Annotated in this window: 15 protein-coding genes; 1 reads left to right on the forward strand and 14 read right to left on the reverse strand. The window is 37.8% G+C overall.

Going from position 1 to position 14640, the window contains the following annotated elements; genetic code table 11:
- Window positions 1–24 precede the first annotated feature (24 nt).
- From MKZ17_RS17140 to MKZ17_RS17200, 13 genes are all read right to left on the reverse strand, one after another.
- Window positions 25–522, reverse strand: a complete 498-nt coding sequence (locus tag MKZ17_RS17140) for a manganese efflux pump (RefSeq protein ID WP_340724947.1) — start codon at window positions 520–522, stop codon at window positions 25–27.
- Between the two features lie 194 nt (window positions 523–716).
- Window positions 717–1748 (reverse strand): L-threonylcarbamoyladenylate synthase, encoded by a 1032-nt coding sequence (locus MKZ17_RS17145; RefSeq protein WP_340724948.1) that lies wholly within the window; start codon window positions 1746–1748, stop codon window positions 717–719.
- A gap of 84 nt (window positions 1749–1832) precedes the next feature.
- A complete protein-coding gene (locus MKZ17_RS17150; RefSeq protein ID WP_340724949.1) occupies window positions 1833–2396 on the reverse strand; it encodes a stage II sporulation protein R in 564 nt (187 codons plus the stop codon).
- A 44-nt stretch (window positions 2397–2440) separates the two neighbouring features.
- The gene (prmC, locus tag MKZ17_RS17155; protein WP_340724950.1) at window positions 2441–3304 is read right to left on the reverse strand and encodes a peptide chain release factor N(5)-glutamine methyltransferase; all 864 of its coding nucleotides are present in this window, start codon (window positions 3302–3304) and stop codon (window positions 2441–2443) included.
- A complete protein-coding gene (gene prfA / locus MKZ17_RS17160) occupies window positions 3291–4367 on the reverse strand; it encodes a peptide chain release factor 1 (protein WP_340724951.1) in 1077 nt (358 codons plus the stop codon). Before prfA ends, prmC begins: the two co-directional genes overlap by 14 nt.
- A gap of 151 nt (window positions 4368–4518) precedes the next feature.
- Window positions 4519–5091: a thymidine kinase gene (locus tag MKZ17_RS17165; RefSeq protein WP_340724952.1), complete on the reverse strand. Its 573-nt coding sequence runs from the start codon at window positions 5089–5091 to the stop codon at window positions 4519–4521.
- A 343-nt stretch (window positions 5092–5434) separates the two neighbouring features.
- Window positions 5435–5635 (reverse strand): 50S ribosomal protein L31, encoded by a 201-nt coding sequence (gene rpmE, locus MKZ17_RS17170; protein ID WP_340724953.1) that lies wholly within the window; start codon window positions 5633–5635, stop codon window positions 5435–5437.
- Window positions 5636–5833: 198 nt separating this feature from the next.
- Window positions 5834–7117, reverse strand: coding sequence for a transcription termination factor Rho (gene rho, locus MKZ17_RS17175; protein ID WP_340724954.1), 1284 nt, complete (start codon window positions 7115–7117; stop codon window positions 5834–5836).
- A gap of 302 nt (window positions 7118–7419) precedes the next feature.
- Entirely contained in the window at window positions 7420–8385 is a 966-nt protein-coding gene (glpX, locus tag MKZ17_RS17180; RefSeq protein ID WP_340724955.1) for a class II fructose-bisphosphatase, read from the reverse strand.
- Window positions 8386–8542: 157 nt separating this feature from the next.
- On the reverse strand, window positions 8543–9820 hold the full coding sequence (locus MKZ17_RS17185) for a UDP-N-acetylglucosamine 1-carboxyvinyltransferase (protein WP_340724956.1): 1278 nt from the start codon (window positions 9818–9820) through the stop codon (window positions 8543–8545).
- A gap of 53 nt (window positions 9821–9873) precedes the next feature.
- Window positions 9874–10524, reverse strand: coding sequence for a fructose-6-phosphate aldolase (gene fsa / locus MKZ17_RS17190; RefSeq protein WP_340724957.1), 651 nt, complete (start codon window positions 10522–10524; stop codon window positions 9874–9876).
- 120 nt (window positions 10525–10644) lie between these two features.
- On the reverse strand, window positions 10645–11499 hold the full coding sequence (locus MKZ17_RS17195) for a class II fructose-bisphosphate aldolase (protein WP_340724958.1): 855 nt from the start codon (window positions 11497–11499) through the stop codon (window positions 10645–10647).
- 190 nt (window positions 11500–11689) lie between these two features.
- On the reverse strand, window positions 11690–12067 hold the full coding sequence (locus tag MKZ17_RS17200; protein WP_340724959.1) for a response regulator: 378 nt from the start codon (window positions 12065–12067) through the stop codon (window positions 11690–11692).
- Window positions 12068–12197: 130 nt separating this feature from the next.
- On the opposite strand from MKZ17_RS17200, the gene MKZ17_RS17205 reads away from it, so the two are divergent.
- Complete coding sequence (locus MKZ17_RS17205; protein WP_340724960.1) at window positions 12198–12734, forward strand: DUF2529 family protein; 537 nt, start codon at window positions 12198–12200, stop codon at window positions 12732–12734.
- A gap of 83 nt (window positions 12735–12817) precedes the next feature.
- On the opposite strand, the gene MKZ17_RS17210 is transcribed toward MKZ17_RS17205, so the two are convergent.
- The gene (locus tag MKZ17_RS17210) at window positions 12818–14422 is read right to left on the reverse strand and encodes a CTP synthase (RefSeq protein ID WP_340724961.1); all 1605 of its coding nucleotides are present in this window, start codon (window positions 14420–14422) and stop codon (window positions 12818–12820) included.
- Window positions 14423–14640: the final 218 nt, after the last annotated feature.

Consider the following 14640-nt stretch of genomic DNA (forward strand, 5'->3'; position numbering starts at 1 on the left):
CTTCCTCTATATTACATTTTACCATTACCATTTTAATAGTAAAATACTCATTATTACCAATACAATTCCTGCAGTTCTTTTAAAAATGTAACTTTTTAAAAGAACTGATCGTTGTGCCACTATAAGTGCTAAGTATGACAAAACAAATGTCGAAAGTCCTGCACTTATAATAAATACAGATTTTTGTAAATTTAGCATACCAAAAGAAAGACTAACTGAAAAGGTGTCGATACTTGCTAATATTGCAATAATTGGTAAAGAATATGCTGGAAATTCAGTATTTTTTGCGGATAAAAGTAATTGTAGTCCTACAAAAAACAATAAAATTGAAGAAATGCCTGTTGTCCAGCCTGAAAACATGGCCGATAGCCATTCACCAAATTGAAACCCAATGAGTGGGAAAAAGGCATGGAGTAAGGCTGTCCATAGTGCTAATAATAATTTTGCTCGTACGTTTGATGTCAGTAAATATAAAGCGACAACATCAAACGACATTAGAATACCGGTAATAATTTCTTGCACACTTCTCCTCTTTTCGCTGGAACATTGTTGTAATTTATGCGTAAAAATTATCGTTTATCCATTCTTATCATTGTTTTTTCATTCGTAACGCAAAAATAGGTTCCTATTTTTAGAAAAAACATAAAAAAGCTGAACTACACATTCACTGTAGCTCAGCCTTATTCGAAAAACATTATCCCTTTTTTAGAAAAAACTTATTTATACCAATTACCGCCTGCCGCTTTTTCTAGACGATTCATAACTGCCCGTCCAACTCCTTGTTGGGATGTTGTAGTTGCTAAAATAACGGTTGCGTCCGTTTTATCACACGCTCTGAGTGCATCATATAGTAACGCGCTCATTTGTTCGATATCATTGGCATCACCAAATGATAAGTAAGTATCTACTTCAATATCGTTAAAATGCACGGGTGCTAACAATGCAACTTTATGCTGTTGTTGTTGTAATTGGTTAATCGCTCGTTCGATCAACGCTCGTTCCGGTTCAATTAAGTAGACTGGTGCATTTGGTGCATAATGCGTATATTTCATTCCAGGCGCTTTCGGTGTTGACTCGATTTTTTGCTGCTCAAAATTAGGTTCTAAAACAGGCCCAATTACTTCTTCGAGCATTTCCTTTGTAACCCCACCAGGTCGTAAAATTACAGGTGGTGTTATCGTCACATCTAAAACTGTTGACTCTACACCAATCCCTGTCATTCCGCCATCTAAAATACACGGTATGCTGCCTGCCAAATCTTCATAAACATGGCTTGCTTTCGTTGGACTTGGCTTGCCACTTCGATTGGCACTTGGAGCAGCGATCGGCTTTTGAATTGTTTGTAATAGTTGTAAAGCCACAGCATGATTTGGCATGCGCACGCCCACCGTTGTTAAGCCTGCTGTGACACTTGGTGCTAATAGATTTGGCTTTGCCTCCAAAATAAGTGTTAATGGTCCTGGCCAAAACGCATCCATACATTTTTTCGCCACTTCCGGGATTCCTTCTGTATACAACGTAACTTCTTCAACAGTTCCGATATGTACAATTAATGGATTGTCTGAAGGTCTTTGTTTTGCAGCAAAGATTTTTTGGACTGCTTGTTCATCTGTTGCCACTGCGCCAAGACCATAAACCGTTTCAGTAGGAAAAGCGACAACTTCTCCATTATTCAAATAATCCACAGCTTGTGTATAATTTTCAGAATTATCCACATTTTCATTCACCTTTAACTGAATCGTCTTCATTTCAGGTTCCTCCTTCTTGTGATTATTTGTCCTGTTTATCCACAATCTATTATGAATTAGTGCATCTGTGTATAATTTTCTATATTAAGTTTGGGTTTTTTTCTGTTTCTTTTTCTTCCACCAATCATAAAGAAATGATGGTGGTTTTTCTTTTTTCGATTCTTCTGGCGGGTTACAAAGTGTTGGGAACACGCCACAAAACCAATTTTCTCCGCGCCCATTGCCTATAATATAAACAACTGAATTGTATTTATTTTGCGGATAAAAATGATGATTCTGCATTTTTGGTGGGAATAAGTTATCCCCTGTTTGCATCTTAATGTTCACATGTGAATAATTTTTCTGAATATCTTGATAAATCCGTTCATAGCTGTGGATATCCTCCAGCTTTTCATTGTTTGTTAAAATAAAGCTCTGAATATTTTCAACAATTTCATGTTTTAATTGTTGATCTTTCGTAGAAGAGCTATTTGCAATAACACGAATTTTTACTTGCTCGTTCGATGCGGTTTGCATTGTTCGAACGTCCTCTACAAAATTAGGTACTAATAAAATCGCGCCATATAATACTAGTAAACTTGCGAACAATTGAAGAGTTGCAATTACTAGAGAATTATTCTTCTTTTGAATCTCGTAATCATTTAACATATTGATTCCCCCTTGCAAACTATTGTTAGCAAGAGGGAATCATTTTATTCACTAATTTCACAAAAAACAATACGATCTTTTCCATTAATATCTTTTACTATTGATATTTTCGCTTTCGGAAAACTTTGCTTGAACAAGTTTGCCACCGCTTCGCCTTGTGTATAGCCGATTTCAAGTCCGATTAATGCAGGGGTTTTCATCATAGGTGGTAACTGCTCGGCAAGCTTACGATATAAAATCAAGCCCTCCTCATCTGCAAATAAAGCACTATGTGGCTCATGGGCTACGACAACATCAGACATCTCCTTCATCTCTTCAAATGCAATATAAGGTGGGTTGGATAATACAACATCCCAAGTTTCTTCTTTTATTGGAGCTGTTAAATCACCTAATTTAAATGTGATTTCTGCTTGTAATTGCTCAGCATTACGCTTCGCAGTTTGTAGCGCTACCTCTGACAAATCTGTTGCGGTCACATTTGCTTCTGGCCATTCGTGCTTCATCGTAATCGCAATTGCTCCACTTCCCGTGCCGATATCTGCAAGCTTTAGCACCTTTTTACTACCGAATAATTTTGTCATTCGCTCGATTGCACCAACGATTAATTCTTCCGTTTCCGGTCGTGGAATTAATACGGATTCATCGACTAGGAACGTTCGTCCATAAAATTCTTCCTGCCCTGTAATGTATTGTACAGGTATGCCTTTTACATGCTGCTGTATATAGGATTGGAACACTCTACCTTTATCTTCTGGTAATGTGTCGTGCATACGCATCATTAACCCGGAATAATTCGTCTGTAAAATATGCTGAAGTAATAATCTTGCAGCATTCCCTTCGCGACCATTTTCCTCTAAAAAAGAAGAAGCCCCATTAAGGGCCTCAAAAATTGTTTTATGCATTTTCATTTAAGTTGGCAAGTCGTGTTGCTTGCTCATCTAAAATTAGTGCATCGATAATTTCATCCAGCTTACCTTCTACGATTTGGTCTAATTTTTGAATTGTTAAACCAATACGGTGATCTGTTACACGGTTTTGTGGATAGTTATACGTACGGATACGTTCAGAACGGTCGCCTGTTCCTACTGCCGATTTACGTGTTGAATCGATTTCTGCTTGTGCTTCTTCACGGTGTTTTTCTGCTACACGAGCTACTAAAATTTTCATCGCTTTCTCACGGTTTTTAATTTGAGAGCGCTCATCTTGCATCGATACAACAACACCTGTTGGTAAGTGGGTCATACGTACTGCAGACATCGTTGTATTTACCGACTGACCACCGGCACCAGAAGATGCGAATGTGTCAACACGGATATCTTTTTCGTGAATTTCTACTTCTTCTACATGTACTTCTGGTAAACATGCTACCGTTGCTGTTGAAGTGTGAATACGGCCTTGTGACTCTGTCGCAGGGACACGTTGTACACGGTGAGCACCGTTTTCATATTTAAACTTCGAGTAAGCTCCTTGTCCATTAATCATTAAGATTACTTCTTTAAAGCCCCCAGCTGGGTTCGCTGACGCTTCCATGACATCAATTTTCCAGCCTTGCGCTTCAGCGTAACGAGTGTACATACGGAATAGGTCACCTGCAAAAATATTCGCTTCGTCCCCACCAGCAGCACCACGAATCTCCATAATAACGTTTTTTGAATCGTTCGGGTCCTTAGGTATTAGTAAAATGCGTAAGCGCTCTTCTAAATCTGGAATTTGTTTATTTAAATCATTAAACTCTTCCTTCATCATTTCAAGCATATCTGCATCTTTTTCTATTTCCATTAATTCGCGTGTATCTGCTAATTGCTCTTTCACTGATTTGTATTCGCGGTATACTTCAACCATGTCTTGAATATCTGATTGCTCTTTTGAATACTCACGTAATTTTTTTGAATCACTAACGATTTCTGGATCACTTAGTAATTCATTTAATCTTTCATAACGGTCTTCAACCGCCTGTAAACGATCAAACATCTATTTCACCTCTATATTTATTTTCAAATATGATTTATTTTTTGTATTATGCCAAAAATCTACCTACATTAGTATAAAGAATTAACGCTTCTGTTGCTACATATATGCAAAAAGTTTCTTAAAATAAAATCAATACTATCCAATCGAACTTTTAAAGCGGTGGGTTGCTATGGCATTTACGACAAACCGGATAGTAATGATCATTACCTCCAATTTGGATTTGATCCCCTGCTCGAACAGGCTTTTTATGTTCATCGACGCGTAAATTCATCGTTGCCTTTTTATGACAGAACCAGCAAATCGTTTTCATTTCTTCTATTTTGTCCGCATAAATCAACATGTAACGGCTTCCTTCAAACAATTCATTTTGGAAATCATTTTTTAATCCAAAGCCCATTACCGGAATATTTAACTCGTCGACAATTTGAGTTAGTTGAAGAACATGCTGCTTTGATAAAAATTGTACTTCATCTACTAGTACACAATATAGCTTTTCTGGATGCTGTTTAACAATTTCAAATATATTTGTGTCTTGAAATATTGCAGTAGCTGGTCGACGTAAACCAATACGACTTGAAATAATTCCAACCTCATCCCGCGTATCAACTCCTGATGTGAAAATTAATACAGGTTTATTTTGTTCTTCATAGTTATGGGCAACTTTTAAAATTTCAATTGATTTTCCACTATTCATTGCTCCGTGCTTATAAAATAACTGCGCCATTATCTTATTCCTCATTTCTAACAATTGATCGATACATCTACTACGTAATTGTATCCTTCAAAAATTTTACTTCTTTCATTTGAAAAAAGTAAAATATCGAAGAAAAAACCTTGAGTGAATGACTCAAGGTTAACCATTTATACACTTCTTTTATCTTAGCTAGTTTTAATCAATTCGTCTAGGTTGACATTTGTCCGAATAACATTAATTACTCGTTATTTTAGTTGTTACTACCACGCATAATCGTTTACTAGTTTGGACAGAGAAGTATAAAGAGTGGAACATATAGTACACGGTAAAATTAAAAAACCTACTTCCAACAACTTGGAAGTAGGCAGCGGTATTACTTGATACCGTATTTTTTGTTGAAACGATCAACACGTCCGTCAGCAGACGCGAATTTTTGACGACCTGTGTAGAATGGGTGACATTCGTTACAGAACTCGACAACGATTTTTTCTTTAACTGAACCAGTTTCGAAAGTGTTACCGCATGAGCACACTACTGTTGCAGTTTTGTAATCTGGGTGGATACCTTGTTTCATATTCGTTTTCTCCTCTCGCCCTGAACCATCCGGAACAGAGTTATTTCGAACTGCACCTTACATAGCCCGAATATGTCACTGCGGCAAGCGCAATGTTTTGAGGTCAGCTATATATGTGCACGTTACATACCTAAAGAATTATAGCAAGATTATTTTCTAGTTGCAACTATTTTATTTGGAAAGCTATTTTACTAAATTTTATAGTAACCCTTTACCGTTTGTAGCTTTTTTCATGTCGGTATCAAGCTTTTCGAAAAATTCTTCATTTGATTTTGTTGTGCGCAGTTTGCGTAAGAACTTCTCTGCAAAGTCAGATGAATCGCTAAATGTTTTGCGAATAGCCCATAATTTATCAAGCTGATCTTTTGGAATAAGTAGCTCTTCTTTACGCGTTCCTGAACGACGAATATCAAGCGCAGGGAAAATGCGGCGTTCTGCTAGATTACGGTCTAAATGAAGCTCTAAATTCCCTGTCCCTTTAAATTCTTCATAAATTACTTCATCCATACGGCTACCTGTATCAACTAGTGCCGTTGCTAAAATAGTTAAGCTTCCTCCCTCTTCGATGTTACGAGCCGAACCGAAGAAGCGTTTTGGACGGTGGAATGCTGCTGGGTCAATACCACCTGAAAGTGTACGGCCACTTGGTGGAATCACTAAGTTATAAGCACGAGCAAGTCGTGTAATCGAATCCATTAAAATGATAACATCACGCTTATGCTCCACTAAACGACGTGCGCGCTCTAATACCATCTCTGCCACTTTTACATGGTTTTCTGGTACTTCATCAAATGTTGATGATACAACATCTGCATTGACTGAACGTTCAATGTCTGTTACTTCTTCCGGACGCTCATCAATTAATAGGACGATTAATTCCGCTTCAGGATGATTTGTCGTGATCGCATTGGCAATTTCTTTTAATAATGATGTTTTACCTGCTTTTGGCGGTGCCACGATTAAACCACGTTGACCAAAACCAACTGGCGCTACTAAATCCATAATACGTGTTGAAAGTTTTGTAGAGATTGTCTCTAATTTAATTTGACGATCCGGGTATAGTGGCGTTAATGCCGGGAAGTGAACACGTTCTTTCGCTACTTCTGGGTCTTCACCATTCACCGCATCTACTTGTAAAAGTCCATAGTAACGCTCATTTTCCTTTGGTGGGCGTACTTTACCAGATACTTTATCACCGTTACGTAAATCAAATCGGCGAATTTGCGATGCTGAAATATAAATATCTTCTTTTGAAGGCGAATAGTTGATAGGACGTAAAAATCCGAAACCATCTGTCGGAATTATCTCAAGTACACCTTCCATAAAAAAGAAGCCTTCTTGTTCAGAACGTGATTTTAAAATCGCAAAAATCAGTTCTTTTTTTGTAAGCTTGCTGGCATTCGTTAACTTATATTGCTTCGCTAAAGCATATAATTCCTTTAATGTCATGCTTTCTAATTGAGCAATTGTTAATGCTGTCATATGTGTTCTCCAGTCTATCTTATATTTTTCTATCTTGGGTTTTGGGTAATAAACGAATAGTGATAGATTTTGAAATTAGAAGAGTTAGGGTTGGTGAAATCTTGCAGAGAGTATTTGACGCACAGGACGTGCTAATGCCGACGCAGTCACACGGATGTGATGCTTTTAGTCAGTTCCCACTGCTAGTTAATTTTTACCAATCAGGTTGAAAGATGCCCGGTAAATTAACCGGGCATTGATTATATAATGTTTTAAACTTAAAGATATTTATCTTCTATTTACTAACATTATATAGGAAGTTTTTATTTTTGAGAATATGTTGGTTTTTTATCCATACTGTGGCGACCTTCGATGAAGCGAACTGTTCCTGATTTCGCACGCATTACTACAGAGTGTGTTAATGCATAAGAACCTTTATATTGAACACCACGAAGTAATTCTGAGTCAGTAACTGCTGTAGCCGCGAAAATAGCGTCATCGCCCTTTACTAAATCATCCATTAATAATACTTTATCTACATCAATACCCATTTTAATACAACGTGCTAATTGTTCCTCATCTTCAGGAACTAGCTTCGCTTGAAAATCCCCACCTAAGCATTTTAATGCTACTGCTGAGATAACACCTTCTGGGGCACCACCCATACCAAACATAATATCGATGCCTGTTTCATCAAATGCTGTGTTAATCGCTGCACCAACATCACCATCTTGAATGAATTTGATTCGAGCACCCGCCTCACGAATTTCATCAACAATATGTTGGTGACGTGGGCGGTCTAATAATGTTGCTACTACATCAGAAATATCTTTATTTTTTGCTTTGGCAACCTGTAGTAAGTTGTAAGTTACGGATGCATTAATATCTACCTTACCAGCTGCTTCTGGTCCAACCGCGATTTTTTCCATGTACATATCTGGCGCATTTAATAAATTTCCTCGATCTGCAATGGCAAGTACTGTCATCGCACCGTTCGTACCTTTTGCTACGATATTTGTGCCTTCTAATGGATCTACTGCGATATCAACTTCTGGTCCGCCGTTACGTAGGCCAAGTTCTTCACCAATATAAAGCATCGGTGCTTCATCCATTTCCCCTTCACCAATTACAACTGTTGCATGCATTGGAATTGTGTCAAACATAACGCGCATTGCTGTCGTTGCTGCATCGTCCGCTTCATTTTTCAGTCCGCGTCCCATCCATTTTGCTGATGCAATCGCTGCCGCTTCCGTTACACGTACTACTTCCATTGATAAACTACGTTCCATTTTGTGTTTGCCTCCTGTGATTCGCTTAACGCTGAAACTTACAACATACTACATAAAGTTGCTGCAATGATTTGTATAATAAACTGTTCTATAATAATGAATTAGGTAAATCCAATATATTATAACACATTCATCTATATTATTTCTTATAGTAATTTTATGCCTTTTTATTTGTGTTAATGACTATCGATTCTTTACGAATATCTGCACCAAGCGCACATAACTTCTCTATTAAAGAACTATAGCCGCGCTCAATATGATAAATATCATGAATTTCTGTCTCACCTTTTGCTAGTAAGCCAGCTAACACAAGCGCTGCACCTGCCCGTAAATCCGTTGCTGTTACTGTTGACCCTTCCAAAACGGAAGGACCTTGAATTATGGCTGTATTTCCTTCAACACGAACTTTTCCATTCATTCGTCGAAGCTCGTCAATATGCTTAAATCGAGCAGAATAAATGGTATCCGTCACCTTTGAAGTTCCTTCAGCCTGTGTTAATAATACGGATAATGGTTGCTGGACATCTGTTGGGATACCAGGATAAACAAGTGTCTTTACATCTACTGCTTGAAGATTGTGCTGTTTTGGAATGAAAATACTTTCTTCATTTTCTTCAACAACGACGCCCATTTCACGAAGCTTAGCTGTTACTGCCTCTAAATGAAGTGGTATAACATTATCAATGACAACGCCATCGCCAATTGCTGCAGCCATAATCATAAATGTAGAAGCTTCAATACGGTCTGGAATAATTGTATGTTTCGTGCCGCGAAGCTCTTCTACACCTTCAATTCGAATGACGCTTGTACCAGCCCCTTTAATATTTGCTCCCATATTCGTTAATAACGTAGCAACATCAATGATTTCAGGTTCCTTTGCGGCATTTTCAATTGTTGTTTTCCCTTTGGCACGGACTGCCGCAAGCATAATATTAATTGTTGCTCCTACGCTTGCTACGTCTAAATAAATTTTGGCTCCGATTAATTCGTCTGCACGTAAATAAATTGCGCCATGCTCATTTGTAACTTTAGCACCTAACGCTTCAAACCCTTTAATATGTTGGTCAATTGGGCGAGGGCCTAAGAAGCAACCGCCTGGTAAGCCAATCACTGCCTGTTTAAAACGACCAAGCATTGCACCCATCATGTAATAGGACGCCCGAAGTTTTTTTACATTGCCATTTGGTAAAGGCATTGCAACCATTTTAGATGGGTCGATAATCATTTTACCATTCTCAAACGAAACCTCTCCACCAATTTCTTCAAGTAGTGCCTTTAACGTCCATGCATCTGAAATTTCTGGAATTCCTCCAATAGTTACAGAAGAATCCGCCAAAATTGATGCAGGAATTAAAGCAACTGCACTATTTTTTGCACCACTGACTGTTATATTTCCTTGAAGACGATTGCCTCCTCTAATTTTATATACATCCATTTTGTGTTCTCCCTTACGATTGGACAAATTTTTACGAAATGCTGTGATACTTATTATTTCCCTTCACGCTTCGCCCAATCCGCTAAAAATCCTTCGATTCCTTTGTCTGTTAATGGATGGTTAAACAATTGTTGTAAAACTTTGTATGGTGTTGTTGCGATATGTGCCCCTGCTAACGCGGCTTGTGTAATATGTTGTGGGTGACGAATTGATGCTGCAATAATTTCTGTTGGAATTTCATGGATTGCAAACATTTCAGCGATTTCACGAATTAATTCTACACCATCTTGACCAATGTCATCTAAACGACCTAAAAATGGTGATACGTATGTTGCACCTGCGCGAGCCGCAAGTAATGCTTGGTTGGCAGAGAAAATTAAAGTGACATTCGTTTTAATGCCTTTTTCTGAGAAGTGTTTACATGCTTTTAAGCCTTCTGGAGTCATTGGGAGCTTTACTGTGATGTTTGGGTGAATGGCTGCAAGCTCTTCCCCTTCACGAATCATGCCCTCTGCATCTAAAGAAATAACCTCGCCTGATACAGAACCATTTACTAATTCTGCGATTTCACGTAGACGATCATGGAAGTTTACGCCAGATTCCTTTGCTACTAATGACGGATTCGTTGTTACACCTGATAAGATACCCCAAGAGTATGCTTCTTTAATCTCATCAAAGTTTGCTGTATCGATAAAAAATTTCATTTGTATGTGCCTCCAAATTGTTTAATATACAAGCTTTTAATGTAGGATTGACTCTACATAGCTTAGAAAAACACATCTCGCCCTAGAAAAGGCGAGATGCTCTATATCCTATTTATCTTATTATGCTTTTTGTGAGCTACCGAATTCACGCATTTTTCCGATAACTGTTGTTTTAATCGCTTCACGTGCAGGTCCTAAGTATTTACGAGGGTCGTAAGTTTTCTTGTCATTATCTAAAAACTCACGGATTACTTTTGTTGCTGCAATTTGATTTTCTGTATTTACGTTAATTTTTGCTGTCCCTAAAGAAATTGAACGCTGAATATCCTTTGTTGGAATTCCAGTGCCGCCATGTAAAACTAAAGGAACATCTGTTAATGTAGAGATTTCTTCCATTTCAGCAAATCCTAAGTTTGGTTCACCTTTGTATGGGCCGTGAACAGAACCTAACGCTGGTGCTAGGCAATCAATCCCTGTTGCTTCAACAAGGTTTTTACATTCTTGTGGGTCTGCATAGATGATACCGCCAATTACGCCATCTTCTTCGCCACCAACTGTACCTAATTCTGCTTCTACAGAAACACCTTTAGCATGAGCATAGTCTACAACTTGTTTTGTAATTTCGATGTTTTCATCAAATGAATGGTGAGAGGCATCGATCATTACTGAAGTAAAGCCTGCATCGATAGCAGCTTTACATTTTTCAAAGCTTGATCCATGATCTAAATGGATTGCTACAGGAACAGTAGTGTTCATATCCTTCATTAAGCCTTCAACGATTTTTACAACTGTATAGAAGCCACCCATGTATTTACCTGCGCCCTCAGAGACACCTAAAATAACTGGTGATTTTTCTTCTTCAGCTGCAGCTAAAATCGCTTGCGTCCACTCTAAATTGTTAATGTTGAATTGACCAACAGCATATCCTTCTGATTTCGCTTTGATTAACATTTCCTTCATTGAAACTAATGCCATTATAAAAATCCTCCTCGAAGATACATTAATAGTTTGCTACTAGAAAAACATAGTATTTTTTTATGCTTTTGAAATAGTGTCATTTCTACAGTCAAATTCGCTCTTTTCTAACTTTCAAATTGACAATAAACATTCAAAACAATCATAACAAAAACAGACAGTATACGCTACTGCCTGCCAACCTGTTCGCTTATATTTTTTCAGGAACTGTCAATATTTTTTTTACTTCATCACGTACTTCAAAAATATTAAATGGCTTTGTAAAATACTTAGCAACGCCCAGTGAATTTGCTCGATCAATCATATCTTGCCCCACATAAGCAGTCATCATAAAAACGGGTAAATCTGCATTGTCTTTCTTTAGATGTGTTAAAATCTCTAGCCCATCCATCCCTGGAATTTTCATATCTAATAACACACAATCTAATGCCGTCGTTTGGGCTATTTTTAACGCATCAAATCCATTGGCTGCAAGGTGTGTATTGAATCCTTCTTTTTTGAACACTTCATTTAGAAGAAGCCGGATACCTTGCTGATCATCAACAATTAAAATTTCTTTTGAATTCAAATACATTCCCCTTTAGATTTATTCTCAAACATTTAATTCGATTTAAAAGCTAGAACTCCTTCAAAAAATGAGGAATTTGTGATTTTGCTTTTTAGTAATCCCACTTTTATAATAAACTTGAGGTGGAAATATGTCTAAAATTTTATCAACTCAACTTGTTGGACTGATTCAACGTATCCAGCAATCTGAGGAAGAATCTATTGAAGAAAGTGCTCGTCTTCTCGCACAGGCTGCAATTGGACAAGGAACGATCTATTTTGCTTGTTTCGGCGAAATGGAGGGTATTTGTATAAATGCTGAAATTGGTGCAGATCCATTTTCCAATTTCGCACGTTATACGGACAGTGTAGAACTTATGCCTGCAGATCGTGTCATTATTTTTACACGTAGTGGTCAAGATGCTGAAGCGCTAACGCTTGCTAAAAAGCTAAATGAAGCTTTCATCCCATTTACTGCCGTTGCAAGCGAGGTTGCGAGCGAGGCCAATGCGTTAAGCGAACTAGCCTATACGTATATTTCTTTAAAAATTCGTGGGGGCATTTTACCGCATCCTACAAATTTAGGAGAGCGAATCGTGATGCCACATTTAATAGCCGGTTTGTTCGTATACGAAGCAATCAAATTAGAATTTGATGAAATGATTGCTGATGACGATGAGCTAGAATAATTATTTATTTCTTTAAAAATCATTAAAAAAGGCTGACCAGTAAGTTTATATATGCTTACAGGTCAGCCTTTTATCTACAATAATTATTTGCGATTATTAAATGCTGCGCCTACGAACTCACGGAATAATGGTTGTGGGCGTTGTGGGCGAGAAATTAATTCTGGATGGAATTGACCAGCAACGAAGAATTTTTTCTCTGGTAACTCGATGATTTCCACTAATTTATTGTCAGGAGATACGCCTGAGAATACTAAACCTTCTGCTTCCATCGCTTCACGGAATTCATTGTTGAACTCATAGCGGTGACGGTGACGCTCGTACACTAGCTCTTCGCCATTGTATGCCGCGCGTGCTACTGAGCCTGCTTTTAGTTTACATGGATATAAACCTAGACGTAATGTACCACCTAAATCAACATCCTCTGATTGTTCTGGTAAGAAGTCAATAATTGGGTACTTCGTATCTTTATCTAACTCTGTTGAATGAGCACCTTCTAAATTTAATACGTTTCGTGCAAATTCTACTGTTGCAAGTTGCATCCCTAGGCAAATACCGAAGAATGGCACATCGTTTTCACGAGCATAACGAATTGCTTCGATTTTCCCTTCTACTCCACGGTCACCAAATCCACCCGGTACTAAAATACCATCTGCTTGGCCTAATAGTTCTTCTACATTTTCAGCTGTTACATGCTCTGCATTTACCCAATCAATTTCGATATCTGAGTTGTATACATAACCTGCGTGCTTTAATGCTTCAACTACAGAAATATAAGCATCTTGTAGCTCTACGTATTTACCAACTAACGCGATACGTGTTTTGTTTTCTAAGTTTTTCACTAAATGTACAAGCTCTTTCCAATCTTCCATAGCCGCTTGTGGCGCGTTAATGCCAAAGTGATCAAGTACGATTTGGTCAAAACCTTGCGCATGTAAGTTTAAAGGCACTTCATATAAATGCTCTGCATCACGAGATTCAATAATATCTGTAGGGCGAACATCACAGAATAACGCGATTTTTTCTTTCATATCTTGTGGTACAGGTTGCTCCGTACGTAAAACGATAATGTTTGGTTGAATACCTAAAGAACGTAACTCTTTTACAGAGTGCTGGGTTGGTTTTGTTTTCATTTCGCCAGCAGCTTTAATGTAAGGCATTAATGTACAGTGAATATACATAACATTTTCATGTCCTAAATCACGACGCATTTGACGAATAGCTTCAAGGAATGATAACGACTCGAAATCTCCAACGGTACCACCGATTTCAGTAATAACAACATCTGCTGACGTTTCACGTCCAGCACGTTGGACACGATCTTTAATTTCATTTGTTACATGAGGAATTACTTGTACTGTTCCGCCGTTATAATCACCACGACGTTCTTTATTTAAAACTGATTGATATACTTTACCAGACGTTACCGTTGAGTGCTTACCTAAATTGATGTCGATGAAGCGCTCATAGTGACCTAAGTCTAAATCTGCTTCTGCACCGTCATCTGTTACGAATACTTCACCGTGTTGATAAGGGCTCATCGTACCTGGATCGATGTTTAAATATGGGTCAAATTTTTGGATTGTTACTTCTAATCCACGGTTTTTTAATAAGCGACCTAAAGAAGCAGCTACAATCCCTTTCCCTAGTGAAGAAACTACCCCACCTGTTACGAAAATATACTTTGTCATATACAATTCCTCCTCATTACTATAAAAAATAGAAAAACATCAATTGTATCGTGAAATACAACCTGATGTCCTATTTGAACAAAACATGTTTATCAATTACGCCTCGCAAAATTTTCGAATTGTAACATCCGCGGAGGCTTTAACTTCTTTCAGTGTGTTCAAATCCACTTAAAAGTTACTATAAATTGCATTTATTTTCACTTTTTATTAAAAGGATT

It is taken from the genome of Solibacillus sp. FSL R7-0682 (assembly GCF_038005985.1).
GTDB lineage: Bacteria > Bacillota > Bacilli > Bacillales_A > Planococcaceae > Solibacillus.